The sequence below is a fragment of the Streptomyces sp. NPDC099050 genome, assembly GCF_044759865.1.
Taxonomy (GTDB): Bacteria; Actinomycetota; Actinomycetes; order Streptomycetales; family Streptomycetaceae; genus Streptomyces.
In genome coordinates this window covers 140,903-161,942 of sequence record NZ_JBIWAE010000013.1, presented here as the reverse complement: position 1 = coordinate 161,942, position 21,040 = coordinate 140,903, and the positions used below count along the sequence as shown (strand labels likewise).

The window sequence follows — 21,040 nt, the reverse complement described above, 5'->3', positions numbered from 1 at the left end:
GGGTCAGCTCACGAGGCTCGCGGACAGGGTGTCCATCGGAATCGACTCCACCAGGGACGGATCGCCACCTGTCGAGCTCGGCTCCAAAGGGGCCGACACTCCGTTGAGCGTGTCGAGCCACGCCCCGAGGACGGCGACCATGAGGTCCCGGTCCTGCTCGAGGACGGCCTCGGCCGTAGTGGGTACCGGGGCGCCGTCCTCTCCCTCGAGGTTCCAGGCGATCAGCTTGTCCGCCATCTTCTTCAGCTGGTCGCCAATGTGACGGACACCGGGATCTTCCTCGCCGCCCAGGCCAGTGATGTCGAGCCATTCGCCGAGCTTCAGCCGTCGGAGTGTGACCTCGCAGCCGTGGTACTCATGGCCCTCATCGAAGGTGACATTGATACGCGGGATCTGGTGCCTGTAGCCCATGTGAGCCCCCTTGTTGTAGTGGATGTGGTCCTAGCTCCAGGCCGGAACGGTGCCGTCCGCAAGGACACCAGGCGCCGACCAGGTCAGCTCGCCGGAGTCGGAGCGGTTGAGCTGGTAGTCGGTGAAGAGGAGCTCCGGGGCGAGCGTCTGACCGGAGATGGTTGCCGTGGTGGTACGGGCCACGGAGGTCGAGGGCACCGTCTTGAACACGACGTGGCTTGCGCCGGCGGCGTCGTTGAAGACGCCGTTGAGGGTGAAGCTCGCATCCGCGACGAGCAGCAGTCGCTCCATCGCGCTCTTGTCGATGCCGGTCACGTCCTGGACGGCACGCGGGGTGGCGATCGCGAGGTTGGTGATGTCGTTCTTGATTGCCTGGGGGCTGCCCGCGCTGTCGTCGACCGACAGGGTGGTCCAGCCGAGGCCTGATTCCTTTGCCATGGTTTATCCCTTTCTATCCTTGTTCGGCTACGTGCTGGCGAGCTGAGACTCCTCGACCCACCGGGCGTCGTTCTGCGGGTCCCATGCAAGGCAGCCGAACATCTTCCGAAGGCCATTGCTGCAGGTCCACTCGGCGACGAACCGCGTTGTGTGGGTGATGGCCACGCCTTCAGCCCGGATGGTCACCGAGTGGGTAGTTCGGCCGCCATCCACCAGGGCAAGCAACCGCTCGCTGGGCCCGACCAGCGTCAGTTGGAAGCCCTGAGGCCCGGCGAACCGCTTGACGTGCTGGCCGTCGTCCTCGTCGTAGAGGACGCGAGGTGTCGCGCAACGAACTTCGTCGCAGTCGTCGGTGTAGTCCACGCCGTCGATTACCACCCGCACGTCCATGGCTAGCCCCTCTGCTTGGCGTCGATGAGGCGCTGCTGGTTCTCGGACATCTCCTCGACCCAGTGCTCCGGGCGGGTGTGCTGGCGGGCCTGCCCGAAGGACTGGCGCCAGTCGCCGTCCTGGACCAGGTACAGCTCGGGTCGGCCGATGGGTGTCCGGTGCTGGCCGGCCCGGAAGCAGGCCTGGCCCGGCTCGAACACCAACCACGTCTCGCCCGCCGCCAGCGACTGCTCGCGGTAGCGGCGACCACTGGTCTTCGCCGCGTGGAGGAGGTCCGGGGCCAAGCTCTCCACGCGGACCTGCCAGCCGCTCAGCCAGTTCGGGCATTCGACCTCGGCGCACGTCGCGTGCCGGAAGTGCGACGAGACCGGGGCCGAGATCCGGAAGGTTCGAAACGTGTGGGCGGGGAGGGCAGGCGCGATGCGGTTCAGTTGCATGTCATCCCCTAGAAGTTGGTGGCGGTGTCGTTGCGGCAGACGGAGACGGCGAACACGGCTTCGGTGAAGGTGCCGGTGGAGACGGCCCGTAGGTAGCGCTCGACGGTCTGGCCGGCCGTGGTGGCGATCCGCTGCGTGGTAATGCCGGTCGCCGCCGTGAAGCCGCCGCCAGTCACGTCTGCCCAGGCGTCGCCGACCCCGTTGTCGCTGGACTCCTGGAGCTTGACCGTGACGCTGGTGCCGGTGAAGGCGAAGACGTGCAGGTAGGCCTGCAACCCGTGTGCCGTCGACCCGGTGCCGAAGTCGACACCTGTGCCGCTGGTGGCGGTGGTGTCTGTCCGTTGGCCAGCTGTGAGCTGAGTGCACCACTCAAGGCCGTAGCCGTTGGCCTGCGCTTGCACAGCGAAGGTGAAAGCTCCGTCGTCCCCGCGGGTCGCCGCGTAGTCGATCTGCTTGGCGATCAGGTTCGCCGCAGGCGACCCAAGGACGGTCCCTCGGCAGTACGTGATCTGGACGTCTGTGGTGGGCAGGGCGGAGAACCTATCGTGGGCCTTGTCAGTCGCCGGGTTGAAGTACGACACCCAGTCGATGCCACCGTCTCGGACGCCACCGATGCGCTCGAAGGCCAATTTATCGATGCCGGTGACCTCGAGCGCGGCCGGGCCTCCCCCGATACGGCCGAGGGAGTTGATGTCTCCGCTGACGTTGTAGCCCGACACGTACAGGTTGTCGCCCAGGCCGCTTTGCTTGCTCATGCCACCTGCTCCCAAAGGTCGTTGACGATGACGGGCAGGGTGATCGTCATCACCCGGAGGATTGCGCCGGACTGCTGGATGTAGCCGGCGCGGACGAGGAGGGGCTGCCCGTGGGCGCCTAGGACGTCGATTTGACGGACGAGCCCGCCGAGGGTGAAGTCGCCGATGTAGGCGGCGCACAGGTCATCGATGGCGGCCAACATGTTCGGGTCGATCGCGTCAGCAGGCTCGGCCTGGCTCGAGGTGTAGACCCGCACGTTGAAGACCAGCAGGGCCGTCGTCGAGGACAGACCAGACGAGCGGACGGCCTGAACAGTGTCCGTCCACACCGCGGCGGTCAGCCCGTGTGCGGGCGCATTGGCCGGCTCGTGGCCGTTGACCTGCTCGAACTGCCCGGACGCCATGGCGTGGGAGACGACTCCGTCGAGGATGCCGGTGATGTTAAGGGTCATCGGGTCACCTCACCCTCGGCAGGTACCGCTGCAGGAGCCGCTCGGCCATCTCCGGTGCGCGGAGGGCAAGCAGGGCCTTGGTCCGACGCCAGTGGAAGTAGCCAGGGAAGCCGGGCCGCTCCCGGTTGCGGGTGCCGACACCCTCAAGCCACGGGCCGTAGACGACACCCGAGTCATGGACTCGGGACACGTCAGCGCTGGCCCTTTCCGTCATGACGTTGGACTCGTAGTAGCCGGTCGGGTGGCGGAAGTCCTGCCCGTTCAGGTTGAGGACGTGCTCTTCGGCGAACTCGGCTATCTGCTCGCGTGCGTCGTTGGCGTAGGCCGCGAACTCGCGGGCCGCCCGGTCGTCGAACAGAGGGCCGCTGACGGTGATATCGACGTCGGCCATCAGACCCCCCTCAGCCTTGCTTTGCGCCCGTAGCCGTCGTAGACCTGAGCGCGGAGGGCGGCGAGGCCACGCAGGTCGCGGGTGCGTTCGCCGCCCGACTCGCTGGCCCGAAGGACGACCGAGTACGAGGCCTGCTCCAGGCCGAGCATGTTGAGGACTTCCGCGATGGCCAGGGTCTGGAGAGGGCCGGGCGGATCCCAGCGGTAGACGGGGGCCGCGGTGGTGTGGGTGGCGGCCGTCGTGCCGAGGGCGCCGCGGCGGACGGTGAGGGTGCGGGAGGCATAGACGTCGGCGCTGGCGGTGTGTGCGGCAAGGACGCTGCCGTCCCAGCCGCGCTTGACGATCAAGTTCGTCCCGGCGATGTCGACGATGAGCATGCGTTCGGCGTCAATGAGGATGGTCTCGTTGACGGCGAAGCCGGCGGCGGAGGCGACGGGCACCGTGACCGTGCTGGCCTTGGCGTCGAGGTTGGCGCCGAGGTTCTGGCCGGTGTCGAGCATCGTCCGGCCGGTGACGGTCATCCGCTCGGAGTCGACCCTGAGGACGCTGCCGACGCCGACGGTGGCCGAGGTGGCGCCGTCCACGGTCACACCGGTCTCGGACGTGTCGAGAGCCTCGGCGAGGGTGCCGACTTCGGACTCATCGTTGCGGTAGCCGTACAGGCCGGTGATGGTGATGTCCCGCTGATGGGTCTGCCCGCCGCCGAAGGCCGCGCTGCTGCCGAGGTTCAGCTCGAGGCGGTTGTACGGCGGCCCGTATTGGGCCGGCTCGAGGAGAACGTCTGCCGTCGAGATGGTGGTTCCGCCGGAGGAGACGGCGCTGACGGAGACCAGCTCGGAGGCGTCCAGCCACAGCCGCCACGGCGCCGCATGCTGGGAGTTCGGCCAGTCGAAACTGCGGGTGGCGATCTCCGGGTAGAACCGACGGTGACACAGCGCGTCGATATTCCGGCTGGCTGCCTCGAGGCCCCGGTCGATCTGCGCCGCGTTGCGGGCGGTTTCCTTGCTGTCGGCGGCCCGCATGACGTCTTCGCGGGTGGCGTACCAGGTGCCCATGTCAGCTCACCACGTACCAGTTGCCGCCGGAGGGTATGACCGTGACGGTCTCCCACTGCGTGGTGAGGACTTTGGTGGCGGCGCCGTCGATGGTCTCGGAGCCGGCGCCGTCGATGGTGACGGTGTTGACCGACGCATCCACCTTCTTGATCGTGTACTGGTTCGGAGTGGACGCGGCGGAAATCAGGGTGATGGTGATCGCCCCGGCGGTGGCGTCGACCAGCAGCACTTCGTCGATGACGCGGACCGTTGTGCTCGCCGTCACGGTGCGGACCGGGTAGGGCACCTGCCCGTTGATCAGCTTGATGCCGCACGGATTGCCGACGGTCACGCCCGACTCGGTAAACAGGCCGGTCAGGCGCACGATCCCGCGGGCTGCCAGCATGGCCGCCGCGCTGCTGCCCGCGATGTTGGGGGTCCCGGATTCGGTGCTGAGCTGGTTGATGTCGATGATCGGGCCGATGCCGCTCGACCCGGCGCCCATGATGTACAGCTCGTTCGTGCACGCCTCGATGCTGGCTGAGAGCACCAGCATTGCGTGGACGGAGCCGACCGACCCGGCGTAGGTGCCGACCGCGACCAGGCCTGCCCAGCAGTAGAGGGCCATGTACCGGTCGACGACCGCGTGTTCGGTGATGAACATCGCGTAGGTGTAGCCGCCGCCGACGCTGATGTTTTTGGCGATGACGTTGGCGTTGTTCCCCGGCGCTGGCAGTAGGAGACCGACGGACAGGCCGGTCCCGAAGGTGCCCGGGGAGCTGTAGTCGGTGGACGGGCTGGCCACAGTGCCGAGCGTGCCGACGCCCAAGTTCTCCACGTGCGCGTTCGCGCAGCCGTAGAGGTTCGCGGCGCCGTAGGTCAACCCGAAACTGCTGTGCGTCGTCATGATCGTCATGTTGCGGATGACCGGCATGATGTTGCTGTACAGAGCGGCAACGCCGTAGCCGAATCCCTCAGTGGGCCCGGACAGAACGGCCGGGTTGCCGTCGGCGTTGATGTTGGTGGTCTGCGCGCCGGTCGAGGCGAACACCCCGGCGGAGATCCAAGCGCTACCGGAGATCTGCGGGACGGTCTGCTGCCAGTGCCGGACTGCCGCAGCGCCGTCGCTTTCGCCGCGGAACTCGAGGATCGGCTTGTTGGCGGCGGTGGAGTACACGCCGAAGACGATCTGTCCGTTGCCGCTCTTGGTGTTGTTGAGCGGTCCGGCGATGAGGTGCGGCTTCGGCGGGGTGTAGACCTGCGCGTAGGTGTTGCCGGCGGCGAGGTAGGCCTCGGCCGCGTCGGTTGCGTCCTGGATGGCGTCGGTGTTGTCGGTGCCCCAGACGACCAGGGCGCCGCTGACGGTCGTCGCAGCGTTGGCGGCGAGGGTGACCTGGGTGTTGCTCTGCCGACTGAGAATCGTGGTGACCAGGCTGGTCACGCCGTTCGCCGCGGCGCCCTTGACAATCACATATTTACCGACCGGGCTCGAGGCGGCAGTGAACGGACCGGAGGCGCAGGTGAGCACAGCGCTGCTCGAGGTCATGGCGCCGTCAGTGGCGGTTCGGACGTCGCCGACCGCACCGTAGGTGGCGATGTCAAAGACCCACGGCGCCGCAGCAGAGAACCGGTCGTCATCGCCCGCCGCAACCGTGCCGGCCGTTGTCCCGACGTCTAGGATCGCCGCGCCGCCAAGCCCGAGCTCGGCGCGGCCCACCACTGCTGAGTTGAGTGTGCTCACTGGTCACCTCCTTCCGTTGCTGCCGGGTGGGTGGGTCAGGCGTCAGATGTGTCGGCCGTCGGGTCGCCAGCCGTCGTAGGGGCAGAAGAGGCCGCCGTCTGGGCCTTCTTCGAGCGGCTCGCCGTCGTTCGGGCAGGCGATGGGGCGCTGCTCTCGCTCGGCTCGCTGCTCAGCTCGGATGTCTTTGACGATGCTGAGGAGCTGCTCCCAGGAGATGACGCACCTCCGTCGTCGGGGGCCGGTGCCGTGCTCGCGGGGGGCTCAACGGCACCGGCTGTCTCGGGGGGCTCGTCGCCCCAGGCCGCGCTGATGCCGTGCGGGCCGTCGGCGTTGGTTGCCCCGCCATGACGGGTGATCTTCGGCATTGCGCCTTCCTCCATGTAGTCCGTGGCCTGGCAGTGCGGGCAGCGCGGAGCACCCACCGAGTAGGTGGTCGTACACTCCGCGCACACCCACACCGCCATGTCAGGCCGCCGTCACGGTCGCGCCGTCGTCGAGCGCCACGTAGGTCAGCACCCACGTGATCGCCCCATCCGTGCCAGCACTGACGTGCTCGACACTTCCGGCCGTCAGCGCGATCGGCTGCTTGATCGTCGGCGCCGCACCGGGGCCCGTGAGGATGGAGTCCCCCGTCAGGCCCTGGAACCCGAGGAGGTTGCCCGCGGGGGTGTCGGTCGTGCCGATGTCGGTGGCCGCGCACAGATCCTTCGTTGTGCCCGTCGTCGGGTTGTGCTGCAGCTTGTAGCTGTTGGCGACCGTGATGGCCGTCGTGACCTCGCCGATGAGCGACGTGATCAGCACCTTGCCGCCGGCAACGGTGAAGAGCGCCTTCGTCTCTGCGGCGAGGGTGCCGGTGGCCTTCTCGACGCGCGTGCCGAGGACGATGGAGCGGACCTGGCTTCCTTGGATGATGGTCGTCATGGTCAGTCCCCTCAGACCACGTTGCGCGGCAGGTTGGCGGGCTTCCGCTGCTGTGCGAGGTCGTGGACGATCGCGATGCAGATGCCGCCGGAGACGGTGACCTCGACGCAGTTGAAGCCGTCGGACAGCTGGGCGGCGTCGACGGTGAAGACCATGCAGTCATTCGTGGCGTCGGTACCCAGGTCGAGGGTGTCGTCCTGCTCGGCCATCGCCGTCCAGGTGCCACCGACCCCGGGGCCCTTGTGCGGGTACACGTTGCAGTCGAGCGCCTGCTCAGACGCCCCGTCGACGGATTCCTTGATGGTGGCGATCTGCGTGCCGGCGTCGAGGAACGTCACGAAGCTGACTGCGGTTGCGTTGGTGAGCGGGATGTGGACGCCGCTTGCTGCCGCGACCACGTTGTAGACCCTTCCGAGTCCCTTCACAGTGCCCTCCTTGAGGGGGTTGATTGCCTCTGCGGATGTGACCCCGGCGGGGGGTTGATTGCCCTCCGGGGCTGGCGGATCAGGCTCGGGTCGCCACCTTGACGAACGGCGAAAGGGTGTTGGAGCCCTTGCGCGGGGTGATGGCGTTCTTGATCCAGGGGGTGCCGTCGACACGCTCGATGAGGCGCATGGCGGTCTTGTCGTTGCCGAACTTGTACTCGGTGCTGGTGGTCATCTGCATGGCCTGCCGGTCACCGACGAGGTAGTAGCCGAGGTCGACGAAGTTGATGTCGCCGACGGTGCCGACGGTGGACACCTTCTCGGTGAAGACGACCGGGCGGCCGAGGATCGTCATCGGCGGGGCGCCGGCGCCGTCTCCGTTGCCCATCCATACGGCGGAGCCGCCGGTGCCGACGGACAGGGCCATGGTGGCGAGCTCGGGGAACGTGTCGATGTGGGCGATCCACACGGCGCGCGCGATGGAGCTGGGGAGCATCCGGGCGTAGGACTTGACGATGTTCTCCCACACGATCGTGCCCGCGGTCTGACCGGCCTCTTTGGCGACGGACACTGCGGCGGTCGCGTTGAGGAAGCCGGTCGGCTGGCCGACTCCGTTGCCCTCGATGAACGCGACGTCTTCGAACCAGGCGAGGGCCTCGGGGTACGACTCGTTCATGAACTGCTGCAGGGAGACGATCGAGTCCTGGAACAGTTCGTTGGGGATCTCCGAGTACAGGGTGAGCTTCTTCGCGGTCAGCTCGATCCGCCCGAAGGACGGCGCGCTGTCCGTGAGGCTTCCCGACTCCTCAGTCCAGTAGCCGAGGATGCCGCCCTGCACGCTGGACGCGTTCGACGTGGAGTCGATCGTCGGGTACGGGACGGTCAGCGTCTCCATCGGTACGACGCGGGCCCGGGAGCGGACCAGGGACTGCTCGAGGGAGACGCGCAGCAGCTCGGAGCGGAGGCTCTCGGGGATCAGGAACCCGCCGTCGGCCGGCACGGTGGACCCGAACGAGTTCTGGATCTTCTGAAGCTCGGAGCGGGCGGCGAACGCTTCCTGCGAGTTCGCGCCGGCCCAGGTCGCCGAGAGGTAGTCGGTCCAGTTCCCGAACTGCTTGTCGAGCTTCGCTCCGGGGGCCTTGGCGTTGTAGTGCTTCGACCGGGCGGCGGGCTGGCCGTCGGGGGTCAGGTTGAGGCGGTTGATGTTCTCGATCTGGTCCGTGCGCAGGTAGTCGCCGACCGCCTTCTGAGCTTCCTCGCGGACCTGCTGTGCGATCGAGTCGTCCGAGCGGGACTGGTTCTTGGCGTAGTTCGTCACGAACTCAGACAGGGACTCGGCGTCCTTGACGATGGTGCGGAGCGACGCGGTGTCGCCGAGCGCCTCAGCCAGTTCATCGGCGTTGCGCGGCGTGGGAAGTGCAGTGGTCACGGGTGCCTCCTTCAGGCGTGAGCGGTCGCCGCGCTGGACGACGGGTTGTCGAGCAGATGAGCGACGTGCGCAGCCCACGAGTCGGGGGCTGGGGTGAAGAGGTGTGCGGTCAAGGCAGCCCAGCCATCCGGCTCAGGCTCGGCGGCGGGTTCCGGCAGCTCTGCGGCGTGGGGCAGTAGGTCGATGACCTCTGGCCCCTGCTCGCCCTGCACGGTCATCTCCATGACGGGCGCTGCGGGCGACTTGGGCACGATGCAGTCCGTACCGCCCTCGCCGACAGCGCGTATGCCTTGGACGAGGCCGCCTGTCTGCGCCTCGGGCTCGGCCTCGTTGATGGCTGGCGCTGGTGCCTGGTCGCGGCCGGCGTAGTTGAAGACGCTGAGGTCCCAGCGTGCGGTCACGGTCTCTTCGGCCGGCTCGCCCTTGCGGGGCAGGGCTTCGACCTCGTCGGCCAGGCCGCTCGCCACTGCCTCTTCGGCGTTGAACCAGGTCTCGGCCTTCATCCGCTCGCGCCACTCGTTGGGCGTGCCGCCGGCGCGCTCGGCGTAGATGGTGGCGATGTTGTCGGACTGGCGGTCGAGGAGCTCTGCCATCTGCTGCATGTCCTGGGCGTTGCCCATGCAGAGTCCGGAGCCTTCGTGGATCATCATCTGCGAGCCCGACAGCATGACGATCCGGTCGCCGGCCTGGGCGATGACGCTGGCGATGGATGCGGCGAGGGCGGAGACCCGGACGGTGATGTTCGCCGGGTGGCTGCGAAGCGCGTTGTAGATCGCGATCCCCTCGAAGATCTCCCCGCCGGGAGAGCTGAGGTTCACTGTGATCTCGCTGGCGTTGACCTGGGCGAGTTCCCGCTGGAAGTTGGCGGCGTTGACGCCCCAGAAGCCGATTTCGTCGAAGATGTCGACGACGACAGGGCCGCCGGCCTGGTTGGTGATGCGGTACCAGTCCCGGCGCTCCGCGATTGACGCCTTCAGGTCCACCCCAGGCCTGACAACGTTGTCAGCCTCTGTCGATCCACGGAGTGCGCCAGCGAGGAGCTCCCGGGTGGCGCCCTGCGACAGGGTCGACATGTTGAACAGACGGCGCGGGAGAGGCCCCAGCCTGCGCACAGCGGACTCCGCAACTCCCCACGAGCTACGACTCATGATGCACCATCCCCCTCAGGAGGCGTCCAGCCCATCAGAACGAGGAGCTTGTGGGTCTCACCCGGAACGACGAGCCGCGGGTTCTCGACCTCGGTCGAGAGGTCATGCAGGACCACGTCGAGGACAGCGGTCGGTACCTCGTCGAGCGCAACCCGAAGGGTCACTCCCGCCAGGGCCCGCTCGATGTTCTGGCCGTCGAGCTGCACTTCGGTCCCACCCGGCAGGCCGCTCCCGCTGATTCGCAGCGAGCCCGGGCGGCGCCCGTCCTTGCTCATTCGTCGTCCCCCTTGTCGGCCTTGCCGCGCTTGACGACCTTGCAGCGACAGTCGTTGCCGAACTCGGCGCCGGCGCAGTGGATGTAGCCGGACCCGCCCGGGTAGTCCCGGTAGGCGGCGGCCCGGTTGCGGTACGTCTGGCCCTGGTTGTCGCGGCAGGGCTCGCACGTGTTGTCGTCGTCCTCGGAGACGGCCACCCACTTCTGTGCTGCCTGCACGTCGGGGACGCCGAGGAGCGCGGCCATCTCGGGGCCGAGCGGCAGCGCGTTGGCCGGGGCCTCAGGCTCCTCTGGCGCGGCCGGATCCTTGGGTGCGGCAGGCGGGTCGGGCATGGTGAAGCCCAGCATTGGCAGGATCGTTGGCGCCAGAAGCGGGGCCCCTGTCACCAGCTTGATGAGCAGCTCACGGTCTTGGTCGGCGCCCGGCTGACCAAACGCCATCACCGGAAGGCCGACGGCCTCGAGGGCTTCGGGCCCGTACACGCCGGCGTCGACGAGTTCGCGCACTGCCGCGGCCTTGGCGGCCAGCTCCTTGGCTGCCAGCTCGCGGTCCTCGGGCACGGGGCTTTCGAAGTCGAACTCGAGGCCGCGTGCAGCCGGGCCGAAGAGCGGCAGGAGCTGGTTGTTGAGCGCGTCCTTGACGGCCTCAAGGTCCGGGACTACGAGCCAGCGCGCGAACATGACCTCGCCGGCTTCGGCGTTGGCGCGGTTGACGTCGTCGACGGTGCCGAGCATGGGCTTGGGGAACCCGAAGGCCTCGCGGATGATCTCTTGTCCGACGTGCCGCAGTTCGACGAACTGCATGTCGCGTTGGCTGTACTTGCGGTCCTTCCACACCCCGTGCTCGAGGATCGCTACGCGGTGGGCGTTGGCAACACCGCGGTGCTGTTCATTCCAGCGTTCGCGAAGCTGGTCGAAGTCCGGGTCGGACAGCGCGTTGGGGACTTCGATGATGCCGCCCGGCTCGGCCGAGTTGAGGAAGAAGTTGCGGTTCCACTCGGCGGAGTACCGCACCGCATCGAGATCGGTGAGCAGCGCCTGCACGGGCCCGATACCGCGGTACGGGTCCGTGGGGTGCGGAGTCCGGATGAAGATGACGTCCTCGACGCGCAGGGCCACCTGCTCACCGCTGGGGCCCGTGTACATGTAGCCGCTGATGAACTTCTCAGGGTCCGGCACCGGCCGCATTCGGTCCGGGCGGACCGGCCACAGCTCCAGGGGTATCGACGACCGTTCGTCGCGGGCGATGATCCACCACTGCTCGCCGGTCAGCTGCTTGTGCTGGGCGCCAGCCTCGACGAGCACGCTCTGTGTGTAGAAGGCGTTGGGCCGGTTCCACAGGTCGAGTGCGGCATGCGAGACGACCTCGACTCGGTCCTCATCCTTGCCGGATGCGGACTTGCGCAGCAGCTTCCAGTCGACCTGCGCTTCGGCTTTGGCTGTTCGGTTGACGATGGCGAAGAGGGTGCTGACGGAGCCCATGCTTTCCAGCTCCGCCGTGGTACCGCGGCGGCCGAAGCCGCCCAGGGCGTAGGACTGGGCGCGGGAGGCGAAGGGGACAGGCGTGTTGGTGCGGGCCGCCACGCTGTCGCGGATGGCGCCGAGCATTGTCCTGCCCATGGCCACCTCCTAGCGCTACGCCTCGGGGCCGCCGTAGTGACGCCACTCGAGGAGCCAAGCCCCCAGCCCGGCAGCAACCCAGCCCGCCGGTTCATAGGCCATGCCTATGCCAATTGCCACAAGCATAGTTCCAGTCAATGACAAAGCGGAAGGTAGGACTTTATTCAGGAGCCCCAAGACCGTCATGCGCTTCACAGCCACCTCACCCGAGTCCGGCCCGCCGAGTAGAAGGCGAGCAGCAGTGCGTCGGCATTGTCGGGGCTCCGACCAAGCCGTTTGATGATTTCGTCCTTCGGCTCAACCCTGATCCGCCCCTTGGGGTCGACGTCCCAGCGCGGCTCGAGGAGTTGGGCGATGGTGGTGTCGGCGTTGTCCATGCGGGCGAGGTCCCAGCCGGCGTCGGCGGAGAGACCGCGGCCGATCTCCCACCACATCTCGGCGCGCAAGTTGATGAACTTGGCGCTGTCCGATGCGGCGGTGGCGACGTTGACGCCCATGATGGCGGCCTTGTGCTCGCCGCGGTTGGCAGCGTTCCGGAGTTCACCAATGACACCAAAGCCCACACCGATGCTGTCGATCTTCACGGCGGTGGCGCCGGTCTCCCGGATCGCCTGCAAGATCAGAGGGGCGATCTTCTCCGGCCGGTCCGTATGCGCCCGCCACTCCCTGCCAGCCCGCCGCCCTCGGCGCTCCCGGATGACGGTCTCGTCACCGCCACCACCAACGTCAACGCCAAGCTCGACCGGTAGCAGGGCATCAGCAGGCACGGGCGCGTTGGGTTCGGCCCGGCACTTCGCGATGTCGCTCGCCCGCACCACCTGGTTGGGCGAGTCCGCGGTGAACTCGCCCAGCACCTTCGACTTGTAGACGGGGTTGTCCTCGCCCCACTCGGCCGCCTTCTCGGCTACCCACTCGGCGCCGACGAGGGAGAGTGCCATCTCCTCCGGGACTTCCTCGCCGGTGAGGTTCGGGGAGTCGAAGGCGCTGATGCTGATCTGGTGCCAGCTCGAGCCGGGCGTGCACACCTTCCGGAAGTGGCTGGCCGGGTTGTCGGGGTTGCCGATGGCGAGGATCCGGCAGTCGGGTCCGGTGGCGAGGGCGTCGGCGGCGATCCACAGCTGCTCGGGGATCCCGCAGGCCTCATCGAGGACGACGAGGACGTAGCGGGCGTGGATGCCCTGGAAGCCGGACTCGTCGTGATCGGCGGGCTTGCGTCCGTAGCCGACGAGCTCATCGTCGATCAGCCACTCGGTCTGGTTGACCCGGCCAGCGAGCTCGCCGGCGCGGTGGTGCTTACGGATGTACCGCCACAGGATCGCCCGGACTTGGGAAAACGTCGGGGCGGTGGAGACGACGAAAGCCGTGCCAGGCGGGTGCGTGTCCAGCCACCAGCAGACGACGAGGGCCGCAGTCCAGGACTTGCCGACGCCATGCCCGGAGCGGACGGCGACCCGGCGGTGGTCCCGGACTGCGGCAAGGATCTCCCGCTGCTTCGACCACACCGTCTGCCGCAGGCGTTCCCGCACCCAGCCGACCGGGTCGCCCTGGTAGCGGGCCGCGCGCTCGGCGAGGTTCCGGCGATCCAATCCGGCCTTGAGGCGGTCGCGGACCACCTTCAGCTGCTTCGAGTCCCCCGCTTTCACCAGGGCTTCGACCTGGGCGCGGAGGGTGGCGAGGTCAGGTGGTGCTGTCACTGCGGGGACCGGACAGCTGGTCGAGGATGTTCGCTATCTCAGCGCCGATCTGCTGGGCCTCGACGGATACGCGCACCGGCTCGTCGGCGCCTTCAAGCTTGCGCTCCGACTCGTTGATCCTCAGCAGGAGGCCGACCGCATTCAGCGCCGGACCGGGGTCCTTGAGGGGTTCCTCGTTCAAGGAGACGACGCGTCCGTTGGAGACCATGATGTGTTCCCGCTCGAGGATCTCCCAGGTCGCTTCGGTCAGGAGGCGGAGCTGCTCGCGTTTGATCGCCCGGAATTCGTCGCCGGCATCCTGGGCTGTCTCGCGGAGGACTTGCTGTACGGCTTTGCAGGCGGCGGCTCTGCCGGAGTAGCCGAGCTCTTCGGCGATGCGGGGGTAGGTCCAGCCTTGGGCGCGGAGTCGGGCGGCTGCGGCCCGCTTCTCGGCGTCGGTGATGCTCTTCGTGAACCGGTTGCGGCCGTTTCGGAGACTGTCGCTTCCCATGATTGGCCTCCCTCCTGACGCCATGGTGGCATGGAGGGCAGGTAATTGGCCCGCCTCCCGGGTAGGGAATGGCGGGCCAGGGATGGGCCAATCGGTGGCTAGAGCCGCCGCTTGAGGTCCGCGAGGCGCTGGAGAGTCAGGCGCGCTTCATCCACGTAACTGGCGCGAGCAGTCTCCCAGGTGACGATGAGGTGGCTTGCCCCCGACTCAGTGAGTCCGCCTGCGGACGCTTCAACGAGCAGCCGCACGGCATCGTCGCGTGTCATCTCTCCAGCCTCGACGGCGCGTCCGTAGAACTCGATGTCGTCAGTGAGGGCCATGTGGCCATCCTCTCAGTCGTCGTTGTCGTCGGGGTAGTCCTGCTCGAATCGGTCCCAGCGGCGGTCTTCCTGGGCGAGCTGCCAGCCGGTGAGTTCCCAGGCCGGGAGGGGCTCTGGGTTCGCGTCGGGGGCGAGGTTGTTCACGATGCCTCCTAGGCGGCGAGTGCGAGGCGGGCGGCGACGGCCTTGTAGGCGGGCTTGCGGGGCCGGTAGATGACGGCGATGCGGGCGACCTCGGCGGGGGTGAAGCGGGTGCAGGTGCGGGCGCGACCGTGGGTGTAGCTGATGCCGGGGGTGCCGGTGACGTTCGCCTTGGCGGCGTTCTTCCGGAGGCTGCTGGCGACGGTGCGAGCTTCGCGGGGGCCGAGGCCGGCGGCGATGCAGTGGGTGGCGAGGGTGCCGGTGCCGCGGCGGTTGATGCGGGCGGCGGCGCGCTGGGTGCGGGTGCGGTCGCGGAGGGTCTGGCGGGCGGTGCGGGCCTTGGCGTTCATCGGGGTCCCCTCGTTCGATGCTGTCTATTTTCTAGACACGAGAAGCATCGCAGGATCGGGCCGCCATGTCTACGGATTAGACGAAATGCGTCTAGGAATCAGACGCGGAACCTGGGACCATGGGCTCATGACCGACTGGGAGAAGCAGCTGCAACGGAAGGCCGCGACCGTAGACCGCGCCAAGACAGACCTCGACGAGGACATCGCCGCCGCACGCCTCGACGGCAAGAGCTTCCGCGAGATCGGACGCTGGGCCGGCGTCAACCACGAGCGCGCCCGCACCATCGCCATCCGCATCAACGGCGACTCCCGCACCCGCGCCGAACGAGAGGGGCAGGCCACATGAGGAGCGCACAGGAGATCGCCGACCTGTGGGAGCGCCTCGACGACAACATTCGTAAGCACGGATGGGACTCCACCGTGGACGGCGCCGCTCGGGCACTCTCGTGGGTCCTTCAGCTCCACCCGGACAGTGATGACTCGATGCTGAGGCGGGCGATGGAACGGACGGATGTCGAGCGCCGCCGGGACTGGATCGCGCAGGGCGGCGATCCGACCGAGTGGCCGGGCACCGACAAGCCTGAGGGGGCGTCGTGACCACCGACCTGGTGCAGTTCCTCCGCGCCCGCCTCGACGAGGACAACGAGGCGGCCCGCAAGGCTGCGGCGCTGTGCGGCTGCCACCCGGCCGCTCCGTCCTGGACGTTCCGCGACGGGGACGACGAGGAAGACGGGCGGATCATCACTGTGGGCGATCCGCACCCCATCCTCTTGGGGAAGCGGCGCCGCCTAGCCCAACGTTGGAATCAGTCATACGACGGCCTGTTCGCCGCGCAACACATCGTCCGCCACGATCCGGCGCGCGTCCTCGCCGAGGTCGACGCCAAGCGGCGCATCCTCCTCCTGCACAACATCCCCGCCGTCGTGTCCCCCAAGATGGCCGCCTTCGGCCTGCGCAAGGGTGAGTCACCGGAAGACGACCGCCGGTGCGCCGGATGTGGCCTGGACTCCATGGACGACCCGATCACCCCAGACGTCAGCGAGTGCCCGATCCTCCGTGCGCTCGCCCTTCCCTACGCCGACCATCCCGACTACCGCGAGGAGTGGAAGCCGTGACCGCCCGGGATGACCTGCTGCGGGAGATGACGCACAACCACCTGTACATGACCGACGAGCGGGCCGAAGAGCTGGTCGCCGCCTACGCCCACGAGCTGGCGGAGCAGATCCGTGCGCACGACTACGACCCCGGCGAGGTCGGTCCGGTGCACCTGGCATTCCAGGAAGCGGCCGAGTTGATCGACCCCTTCAGGAGCTAACCCGCCCCAACCAGCAGCACTGAGACCCCTGTGCGCGGCATGATGCCTGCATGGGGGTCTCCGCCGTTTCGTACATGATCCGCGCCGGTTCCGAGCAGGCGTGCCGCCTCGAGCTGGACCGGATCTGTGAACTGCTGGGGGCGGTACCGACGATCCTGCCCACCGACCGGCATGGCGCCGGCTGGATCGCGCGCGCCGTACCCATGCCGGAGGCCCCCGCGGGTGGCGAGGGCCTGGTCGAGCGGTAGGTCAGGCGAGTCGTGCGGCGGCCTGCAGCATCCGGATCGGCGCCGCGGATCCGCTCTGTCGGGAGTTCCAGTACGGGATGCTGACGACGTTCCGGTCCTCGACGCGGATGGCCTGCAGGAGCAGCGTCCGCGCTTCCCCCTCCTCCCGGTCACTGCCGGCTTCGAGGTGGATGGCGTGCAGCGGGCAGATGGCGCCGGTGCTGTCGGTGGCGGTGTGTCGGCTCCAGCGTCCGGTGGCGAGTCGGTGGGCGGCCCGCTCGAGGAGGCGGGCGATCGGCTGCCCGTTGGCGACGAGGATGGGCGGGCTGATCTCGACGTCGGGGATCTCGATGTGGGCGGTGCGGACGTCGTACTGCACGCCGGCGCCACCGAGCCGGTCGTTCATGGCCAGGCCACTTAGGGTGAGGCGCTCTTCGAGGGTGAGGGCGGGTGTCGCCGTCCGGGTGGGGGCGGCGGCCGGTGCGAGGGTGGCCATTAGAACCACGAGGTCCGCTTGCGTCGTCCGGCCTTAAGGTCGGCGTCGGCGCGATCTTTCGCCTCGTCGGCCAGGTACTCCATCTCCTTCAGGCTCATCTCGTAGATCTCCTCGCGGAGCGGACCGGCGACTCGGGGGCCGAGGTCGGAGACGTGCGGGATGCCGCGCGGCTGGGTGTCGTAGATGATGCCGCCGCCCTGCCCGAAGAGACTGCTGACGCTCTTGGTGGGGTCCCCGTCGAAGTACCAGTTGCCGATCAGGGGGTGCCGCTTGGTGCAGGTGTGCGCGCTCCACATCTGGCGGTGGTTCCAGAGGCCCGAGTTTCCGGCGTAGTTGGGGGTCTCGATGATGTAGATGGTCTTGCCTTTGCTGAGCCAGCGGCTGAGGTCCTTCTCGTCTCCGCGGCGGCGGGTGGTCCAGGTCTTAGGCATGACGACTCCTTCAGTGAATATGGGATGGTTTGCGGGCCGAACTTGGCCCTAGTTTGCGGCGGTTTGAACCCCGGACAGGCAGGTGGACACGGGGCGGACGGGTCCGGGTTGTGTCCGGGGCCCGTCCGCCCTCTGGCCAGGGGGTATACCGGGATGAACTGGGTGCTGTCCGGGGTCGGTCAGGCCCCGTTGAGGAACTTCAGCGCTTCCTCGATGTCCGCCCGGCGGTAGCCGTTCACGCGGCCTTCCTTGTGCGGAACGGAGACCTTGACCGTGCCGCCGGCGCCGCCGGCCCGGAGCAGGGCGCCGAGGCCGTCCCCGGTCATGGAGCCGCCGATGATCTCGGCCATCTCGTCCGTCTGCGCCTCAGACCGGCTGAGCTGGTCCATGGCGGCCAGGGCGCCGCGAAGGGCGTCCATCTGCAGGCGCTGCTCGCCGGTCAGGTGTGTGACGGACCGGCCGGGCACGCCGTCGTTCTTCGGGCCGCCGGCCGCCGACGAAAGGCCGGTGGCGTTGAGGAGGTACTTCTCGATCGGGTCATCCCACTCGCCAGTCAGGCGACCGGCGAGCTTCCGCATGATGGCGGCCTGCTTCATGAGCTTGGTGATCTCACCGCGCTCGTCCTCGTCGAGGTCGAAGCTGCGTGCCAGGTCGATGACCCCGGCGAAGGGGTTGGCCATCCAGCCCAGGCCGGGGCGGGGCGGGTCGAACTTGGAGGCGTCGGGGCCGCCGGCTCCTGCGAGCCCGGAGCCGAGGATGGTGTTGGACTGGGTGGCGGAGTCGACCTTCATGGCCCACTTGGTGAGGCAGTTCATGGCCAGGCGACTGGGCACGACGTCGACCTGGGGCAGCTGGGTGGTGAGGACCAGGATGATTCCGGCGCCGGCGCAGACGGCGGCGAGCTGCATGAGCTTCTCGGTCAGCTCGTCGCGGTCTTCGTGGCTGCCGGATGCTGTGAAGGTGGCGAGCTCGTCGATGACCACGAGCTCGATGCCACCCAGCTCCATGATCGTCTGGACTGTCATCTTCGACTTCCCCAGCTTGCCGAGGATCCGGTTGCGGCGGTCCATGTCGGCGAGCAGGGCGTTGACGAGGGCGAGGAGTCGCTTCGGGTTGGGCTTGAAGTAGGTGGCGGCGACCCCGGACCGGGCGTAGGCGTCGAACTCGCCGTTCTCCTTCCCTGCGGCGAGTCGCAGGTTGATGCGGACGTCCATGGCGGCGCCGGCCATGAGGTTGGCCATGCCGACGCCCTTGCCTGAGCGGGTGGTTCCTCCGATCAGGAAGTGCGAGTTGTAGATGGGCAGGCAGACGACGTGGCCGCGCTTGCTCCAGCCGACCGGCACGCCCTCGGACCAGGCGTCGATCGGGCCGGGGTTGCTCAGGAGCGGGGACGGTCGGGTGGCTTCGAAGGGGTCGGCGCCGCTCATCCACAGCGAGGCCCGGCCGGCCTTCCCAGCGACCTTGCTGATGTCGACCATGGTGACGTCGCGGCCTAGGGCGGCGGCGATGGCTTCGGTCTTCTTCTGGAGTTCGGTGACGGTGGTGGCGCCGCCGAGGTCGAAGGTGATGGTGCGGGTGCCGTCGCCGGCCATCGGGGTGGAGCTGATGACGGTGATGGGGTGGGCGAAGCCGGCCGCGCGCAGGGCGGCTCGGAGTTCCTCCTCGTCGAGGGGGGCGATGGAGTCGGGGGTGGGTGCGTCGTTGCCGGGGGCCAGCGTGAGGGCGGCCGTACTGCTGGGGATGATGGTCTCGTCGCCGATGCCGTGACGGATGCCGTAGAGGTAGGTGCCGAGAGCGGTGAGGGCGATGCCCCACAGCCCGCCGGACAGGGTGCTGGCGGTGGCCGCGGTGGCTGCGGTTGTTGCCCACATGCCGGTCTTGGTCGAGTGGATGATCCGGTGGCGGCGGGAGTCGGCGCGAAGTCCGGCAACTACCGCCTTGAGGGCCTGCTGCTCGCCGACGTCTTCGGTGGCGATGAGGGCCCGCCGTGCGGTGCCGATCATGTGGTCGTAGTCGTCGCGGTGGTCGTCGAGCCAGCGCTGCGCGAGCCGGGCGTAGCCGCGGCCGACGAGCGGCGCGTAGCCGTGGTTCTCCTTCACGTGCTCGGCGGCGCGGGCCCACACGGGCGCCTTCACCGCAGCCGCGGTCTTCTCGATGGCGCCCTCGAGCGGGGCGGCCGGCTGGTCGGGTACGACGGCCAGGTGCGGGTGTACGGCGGCGGTGCTCACTGCTCCTCCTTCACGTTGTTGACGGCGTCACGGATCCGCTTGGCGTAGCGGCTGGAGCGGCCCAGGAGCTTCTGGACGGCTGGGGTGGAGAACTGGTCTGGTGCGGCATCGCGCAGCCTGCGAGCGGCCTCGACGTCCGCCTCATCGAGGGGCTCCGTGACGTCCTTATAGCGCCCGTTTGAATCGGGCTCCTCGCCAATGCTCCCAAGGCCTCCGAGGCCCTGAGCCGGGCCGCTGGACGGCTTCCTGGGGCGCCCCTTCGCAGGGCTAGCGCCACCCTCACCGCCGGGCCCGAAGATGTCTGCGAGGAGTTCCTCAACCGCAAGGTGCTGGGCGGCCCCAAGGTGCTCGGCAAGGGTCTGGTCGACGTACTCGCGAGAAGCCAACTTGGCGGCAAGGAACTCGATGGTCCGGCCCTGCGGCAGGCCATGTTCGATCGCCCATGCCTCGGCCCATAGATCGGACTGCTTGGTGTTGGCGGGGGCGTTGAGGGCGAGGATTTCGTATCGGGCCCACACCGCGGGATGGGCGACGGCGCGACGCGCTTCGTCCCATGCGTGATCCCGACTGACGGATCCGAGGGGCGCCGCGGCGAGAATCTGCTCGTACTTCTCCCAGGCCTCGGGGAACAGGCTCTGTCGGTTCTGGTCCTGGATGGCCAGCTCCGCGTCGGCTGCGGCCTTGTCCGCGGAGACCTTCGCTTCGTGGGCCGCCCGCTTGTCAGCCTCAACCTTCTGGCGGGTCTCGGCCTCCAACTTCTTGGCCTCGAGGTCCGCTGCGGCCTTCACCTTGATGGCTTCCAGCTCAGCCTCAGCCTGCTTCGCCTGCGACTCGGCCAGCTTCCGCTCGGCCCGCGTCGCGTTGGTCTCCTTGGCCCGGGCCCCGAACTGGTGGACTGCCCATAGTCCCGGGCCGGCCAGCGAAGCGAAGCCTCCTGCGAGGCCGAAGATGGCGCCGATGTCGGGGTGGAGGAAGCCGTCAGCGATGTTGATCCCGGCGGCGATGGAGGCAAAGAGGAACGTCAGGGCGAGGAAGGGCCACGCCACCCGACGGTTCACGATCGCAGCGTGAGCCAGGCGCATGACCGCCCAGGCCGCCACCTCAAGCATGATCGGGACCGCTGCGTTCCACGGCCGATCGGGGTCCCAGAAGGCGCGAAGCTGGAGCGGGACGGCGACGAGGAAGCAGAGGGCGGCGAACTTCTTGACGCCGTCGGCCGCGTGGCGATCGAGCTTCTTGGCCTCGATCTGGCGGCGGTGCTCGGCCTGCTCAGAGGCGAGGGTGTCCGCGTCGGTCTTGGCCTTGGCCGCCTTCTGCTCCGCGCTCTCGGCGTCGTCGGCATCGCGGGCCCGCCGGGCGGCTCGCTCGATCTCCTCGGCCTTGGCGAGCGCGGCGGCGATCTTCGGCGCGTCCAGGGCGTCCCGCCGGCGGCGGTCTGCCTCGCGGTCGTCCCAGGAGCGGTAGTCGGCGCTCACGGTCGTG

Annotated in this window: 29 protein-coding genes; 5 read left to right on the top strand and 24 right to left on the bottom strand. The window is 68.3% G+C overall.

The features are described from left to right. Positions 1-3: 3 nt before the first annotated feature. The 20 genes from ACIQV3_RS22765 to ACIQV3_RS22670 form a co-directional block, all read right to left on the bottom strand. Positions 4-411 (bottom strand): hypothetical protein, encoded by a 408-nt coding sequence (locus ACIQV3_RS22765; RefSeq protein ID WP_403714480.1) that lies wholly within the window; start codon positions 409-411, stop codon positions 4-6. Between the two features lie 30 nt (positions 412-441). Further along, positions 442-849 (bottom strand): hypothetical protein, encoded by a 408-nt coding sequence (locus tag ACIQV3_RS22760; protein ID WP_403714478.1) that lies wholly within the window; start codon positions 847-849, stop codon positions 442-444. 27 nt (positions 850-876) lie between these two features. Then, on the bottom strand, positions 877-1,239 hold the full coding sequence (locus ACIQV3_RS22755; protein ID WP_403714476.1) for a hypothetical protein: 363 nt from the start codon (positions 1,237-1,239) through the stop codon (positions 877-879). 2 nt (positions 1,240-1,241) lie between these two features. Then, a complete protein-coding gene (locus ACIQV3_RS22750) occupies positions 1,242-1,676 on the bottom strand; it encodes a hypothetical protein (RefSeq protein WP_403714474.1) in 435 nt (144 codons plus the stop codon). An 8-nt stretch (positions 1,677-1,684) separates the two neighbouring features. Then, positions 1,685-2,431, bottom strand: a complete 747-nt coding sequence (locus tag ACIQV3_RS22745; RefSeq protein ID WP_403714472.1) for a hypothetical protein — start codon at positions 2,429-2,431, stop codon at positions 1,685-1,687. After that, on the bottom strand, positions 2,428-2,883 hold the full coding sequence (locus ACIQV3_RS22740) for a hypothetical protein (RefSeq protein WP_403714470.1): 456 nt from the start codon (positions 2,881-2,883) through the stop codon (positions 2,428-2,430). The genes ACIQV3_RS22745 and ACIQV3_RS22740 overlap by 4 nt, the downstream gene beginning before the upstream one ends. 4 nt (positions 2,884-2,887) lie before the next feature. Then, positions 2,888-3,274, bottom strand: coding sequence for a hypothetical protein (locus ACIQV3_RS22735; RefSeq protein WP_403714468.1), 387 nt, complete (start codon positions 3,272-3,274; stop codon positions 2,888-2,890). Then, a complete protein-coding gene (locus ACIQV3_RS22730) occupies positions 3,274-4,329 on the bottom strand; it encodes a hypothetical protein (RefSeq protein WP_403714466.1) in 1,056 nt (351 codons plus the stop codon). Before ACIQV3_RS22730 ends, ACIQV3_RS22735 begins: the two co-directional genes overlap by 1 nt. Position 4,330: 1 nt before the next feature. Further along, the gene (locus ACIQV3_RS22725; RefSeq protein WP_403714465.1) at positions 4,331-6,049 is read right to left on the bottom strand and encodes a hypothetical protein; all 1,719 of its coding nucleotides are present in this window, start codon (positions 6,047-6,049) and stop codon (positions 4,331-4,333) included. Positions 6,050-6,514: 465 nt separating this feature from the next. After that, the gene (locus ACIQV3_RS22720; protein WP_403714463.1) at positions 6,515-6,970 is read right to left on the bottom strand and encodes a hypothetical protein; all 456 of its coding nucleotides are present in this window, start codon (positions 6,968-6,970) and stop codon (positions 6,515-6,517) included. An 11-nt stretch (positions 6,971-6,981) separates the two neighbouring features. Beyond that, entirely contained in the window at positions 6,982-7,395 is a 414-nt protein-coding gene (locus ACIQV3_RS22715; RefSeq protein ID WP_403714460.1) for a hypothetical protein, read from the bottom strand. A gap of 79 nt (positions 7,396-7,474) precedes the next feature. Then, positions 7,475-8,824: a phage major capsid protein gene (locus tag ACIQV3_RS22710; RefSeq protein ID WP_403714458.1), complete on the bottom strand. Its 1,350-nt coding sequence runs from the start codon at positions 8,822-8,824 to the stop codon at positions 7,475-7,477. A gap of 11 nt (positions 8,825-8,835) precedes the next feature. Continuing rightward, positions 8,836-9,807, bottom strand: a complete 972-nt coding sequence (locus tag ACIQV3_RS22705) for a head maturation protease, ClpP-related (RefSeq protein WP_403714456.1) — start codon at positions 9,805-9,807, stop codon at positions 8,836-8,838. A 161-nt stretch (positions 9,808-9,968) separates the two neighbouring features. After that, on the bottom strand, positions 9,969-10,247 hold the full coding sequence (locus ACIQV3_RS22700) for a hypothetical protein (protein WP_403714454.1): 279 nt from the start codon (positions 10,245-10,247) through the stop codon (positions 9,969-9,971). Continuing rightward, positions 10,244-11,866 carry a phage portal protein gene (locus ACIQV3_RS22695; protein ID WP_403714452.1) on the bottom strand — a complete coding sequence of 541 codons (1,623 nt, stop codon included), beginning with the start codon at positions 11,864-11,866 and terminating at the stop codon, positions 10,244-10,246. The genes ACIQV3_RS22700 and ACIQV3_RS22695 overlap by 4 nt, the downstream gene beginning before the upstream one ends. Before the next feature lie 191 nt (positions 11,867-12,057). Continuing rightward, positions 12,058-13,560, bottom strand: coding sequence for a hypothetical protein (locus ACIQV3_RS22690; RefSeq protein ID WP_403714451.1), 1,503 nt, complete (start codon positions 13,558-13,560; stop codon positions 12,058-12,060). Then, the gene (locus ACIQV3_RS22685) at positions 13,544-14,050 is read right to left on the bottom strand and encodes a helix-turn-helix domain-containing protein (RefSeq protein WP_403714449.1); all 507 of its coding nucleotides are present in this window, start codon (positions 14,048-14,050) and stop codon (positions 13,544-13,546) included. Before ACIQV3_RS22685 ends, ACIQV3_RS22690 begins: the two co-directional genes overlap by 17 nt. Before the next feature lie 98 nt (positions 14,051-14,148). Continuing rightward, a complete protein-coding gene (locus ACIQV3_RS22680; protein WP_403714447.1) occupies positions 14,149-14,370 on the bottom strand; it encodes a hypothetical protein in 222 nt (73 codons plus the stop codon). A 12-nt stretch (positions 14,371-14,382) separates the two neighbouring features. Further along, complete coding sequence (locus tag ACIQV3_RS22675) at positions 14,383-14,514, bottom strand: hypothetical protein (RefSeq protein WP_403714445.1); 132 nt, start codon at positions 14,512-14,514, stop codon at positions 14,383-14,385. A gap of 8 nt (positions 14,515-14,522) precedes the next feature. Further along, positions 14,523-14,861, bottom strand: coding sequence for a hypothetical protein (locus ACIQV3_RS22670; protein ID WP_403714443.1), 339 nt, complete (start codon positions 14,859-14,861; stop codon positions 14,523-14,525). Positions 14,862-14,988: 127 nt separating this feature from the next. Here ACIQV3_RS22670 and ACIQV3_RS22665 point away from each other — a divergent pair, with 127 nt between their 5' ends. The 5 genes from ACIQV3_RS22665 to ACIQV3_RS22645 are packed head-to-tail and all read left to right on the top strand — an operon-like array spanning position 14,989 to position 16,424. Then, on the top strand, positions 14,989-15,207 hold the full coding sequence (locus tag ACIQV3_RS22665) for a hypothetical protein (RefSeq protein ID WP_403714441.1): 219 nt from the start codon (positions 14,989-14,991) through the stop codon (positions 15,205-15,207). After that, entirely contained in the window at positions 15,204-15,458 is a 255-nt protein-coding gene (locus ACIQV3_RS22660; RefSeq protein WP_403714439.1) for a hypothetical protein, read from the top strand. The genes ACIQV3_RS22665 and ACIQV3_RS22660 overlap by 4 nt, the downstream gene beginning before the upstream one ends. Then, positions 15,455-15,976 carry a DUF6221 family protein gene (locus tag ACIQV3_RS22655; protein ID WP_403714436.1) on the top strand — a complete coding sequence of 174 codons (522 nt, stop codon included), beginning with the start codon at positions 15,455-15,457 and terminating at the stop codon, positions 15,974-15,976. The genes ACIQV3_RS22660 and ACIQV3_RS22655 overlap by 4 nt, the downstream gene beginning before the upstream one ends. Continuing rightward, positions 15,973-16,176 (top strand): hypothetical protein, encoded by a 204-nt coding sequence (locus ACIQV3_RS22650; protein ID WP_403714433.1) that lies wholly within the window; start codon positions 15,973-15,975, stop codon positions 16,174-16,176. Before ACIQV3_RS22655 ends, ACIQV3_RS22650 begins: the two co-directional genes overlap by 4 nt. 50 nt (positions 16,177-16,226) lie before the next feature. Beyond that, positions 16,227-16,424 (top strand): hypothetical protein, encoded by a 198-nt coding sequence (locus tag ACIQV3_RS22645; protein ID WP_403714432.1) that lies wholly within the window; start codon positions 16,227-16,229, stop codon positions 16,422-16,424. Position 16,425: 1 nt separating this feature from the next. On the opposite strand, the gene ACIQV3_RS22640 is transcribed toward ACIQV3_RS22645, so the two are convergent. The 4 genes from ACIQV3_RS22640 to ACIQV3_RS22625 form a co-directional block, all read right to left on the bottom strand. Further along, positions 16,426-16,899, bottom strand: coding sequence for a hypothetical protein (locus tag ACIQV3_RS22640; RefSeq protein ID WP_403714430.1), 474 nt, complete (start codon positions 16,897-16,899; stop codon positions 16,426-16,428). Further along, positions 16,899-17,330 (bottom strand): hypothetical protein, encoded by a 432-nt coding sequence (locus ACIQV3_RS22635; RefSeq protein WP_403714428.1) that lies wholly within the window; start codon positions 17,328-17,330, stop codon positions 16,899-16,901. Before ACIQV3_RS22635 ends, ACIQV3_RS22640 begins: the two co-directional genes overlap by 1 nt. 179 nt (positions 17,331-17,509) lie before the next feature. After that, positions 17,510-19,558: an FtsK/SpoIIIE domain-containing protein gene (locus ACIQV3_RS22630; protein WP_403714426.1), complete on the bottom strand. Its 2,049-nt coding sequence runs from the start codon at positions 19,556-19,558 to the stop codon at positions 17,510-17,512. Beyond that, positions 19,555-21,033: a hypothetical protein gene (locus ACIQV3_RS22625; protein WP_403714425.1), complete on the bottom strand. Its 1,479-nt coding sequence runs from the start codon at positions 21,031-21,033 to the stop codon at positions 19,555-19,557. The genes ACIQV3_RS22630 and ACIQV3_RS22625 overlap by 4 nt, the downstream gene beginning before the upstream one ends. Between the last annotated feature and the right edge of the window lie 7 nt (positions 21,034-21,040).

What these genes read in the sequence shown, in the direction of transcription:
- ACIQV3_RS22750 (WP_403714474.1), bottom strand. Translation starts at nt 1,676, where the DNA reads ATGCAACTGAACCGCATCGCGCCTGCCCTCCCCGCCCACACGTTTCGA.
- ACIQV3_RS22730 (WP_403714466.1), bottom strand. Translation starts at nt 4,329, where the DNA reads ATGGGCACCTGGTACGCCACCCGCGAAGACGTCATGCGGGCCGCCGAC.
- ACIQV3_RS22700 (WP_403714454.1), bottom strand. Translation starts at nt 10,247, where the DNA reads ATGAGCAAGGACGGGCGCCGCCCGGGCTCGCTGCGAATCAGCGGGAGC.
- ACIQV3_RS22685 (WP_403714449.1), bottom strand. Translation starts at nt 14,050, where the DNA reads ATGGGAAGCGACAGTCTCCGAAACGGCCGCAACCGGTTCACGAAGAGC.
- ACIQV3_RS22635 (WP_403714428.1), bottom strand. Translation starts at nt 17,330, where the DNA reads ATGCCTAAGACCTGGACCACCCGCCGCCGCGGAGACGAGAAGGACCTC.
- ACIQV3_RS22720 (WP_403714463.1), bottom strand. Translation starts at nt 6,970, where the DNA reads ATGACGACCATCATCCAAGGAAGCCAGGTCCGCTCCATCGTCCTCGGC.
- ACIQV3_RS22640 (WP_403714430.1), bottom strand. Translation starts at nt 16,899, where the DNA reads ATGGCCACCCTCGCACCGGCCGCCGCCCCCACCCGGACGGCGACACCC.
- ACIQV3_RS22760 (WP_403714478.1), bottom strand. Translation starts at nt 849, where the DNA reads ATGGCAAAGGAATCAGGCCTCGGCTGGACCACCCTGTCGGTCGACGAC.
- ACIQV3_RS22740 (WP_403714470.1), bottom strand. Translation starts at nt 2,883, where the DNA reads ATGACCCTTAACATCACCGGCATCCTCGACGGAGTCGTCTCCCACGCC.
- ACIQV3_RS22735 (WP_403714468.1), bottom strand. Translation starts at nt 3,274, where the DNA reads ATGGCCGACGTCGATATCACCGTCAGCGGCCCTCTGTTCGACGACCGG.
- ACIQV3_RS22680 (WP_403714447.1), bottom strand. Translation starts at nt 14,370, where the DNA reads ATGGCCCTCACTGACGACATCGAGTTCTACGGACGCGCCGTCGAGGCT.
- ACIQV3_RS22765 (WP_403714480.1), bottom strand. Translation starts at nt 411, where the DNA reads ATGGGCTACAGGCACCAGATCCCGCGTATCAATGTCACCTTCGATGAG.
- ACIQV3_RS22695 (WP_403714452.1), bottom strand. Translation starts at nt 11,866, where the DNA reads ATGGGCAGGACAATGCTCGGCGCCATCCGCGACAGCGTGGCGGCCCGC.
- ACIQV3_RS22745 (WP_403714472.1), bottom strand. Translation starts at nt 2,431, where the DNA reads ATGAGCAAGCAAAGCGGCCTGGGCGACAACCTGTACGTGTCGGGCTAC.
- ACIQV3_RS22755 (WP_403714476.1), bottom strand. Translation starts at nt 1,239, where the DNA reads ATGGACGTGCGGGTGGTAATCGACGGCGTGGACTACACCGACGACTGC.
- ACIQV3_RS22670 (WP_403714443.1), bottom strand. Translation starts at nt 14,861, where the DNA reads ATGAACGCCAAGGCCCGCACCGCCCGCCAGACCCTCCGCGACCGCACC.
- ACIQV3_RS22665 (WP_403714441.1), top strand. Translation starts at nt 14,989, where the DNA reads ATGACCGACTGGGAGAAGCAGCTGCAACGGAAGGCCGCGACCGTAGAC.
- ACIQV3_RS22660 (WP_403714439.1), top strand. Translation starts at nt 15,204, where the DNA reads ATGAGGAGCGCACAGGAGATCGCCGACCTGTGGGAGCGCCTCGACGAC.
- ACIQV3_RS22645 (WP_403714432.1), top strand. Translation starts at nt 16,227, where the DNA reads ATGGGGGTCTCCGCCGTTTCGTACATGATCCGCGCCGGTTCCGAGCAG.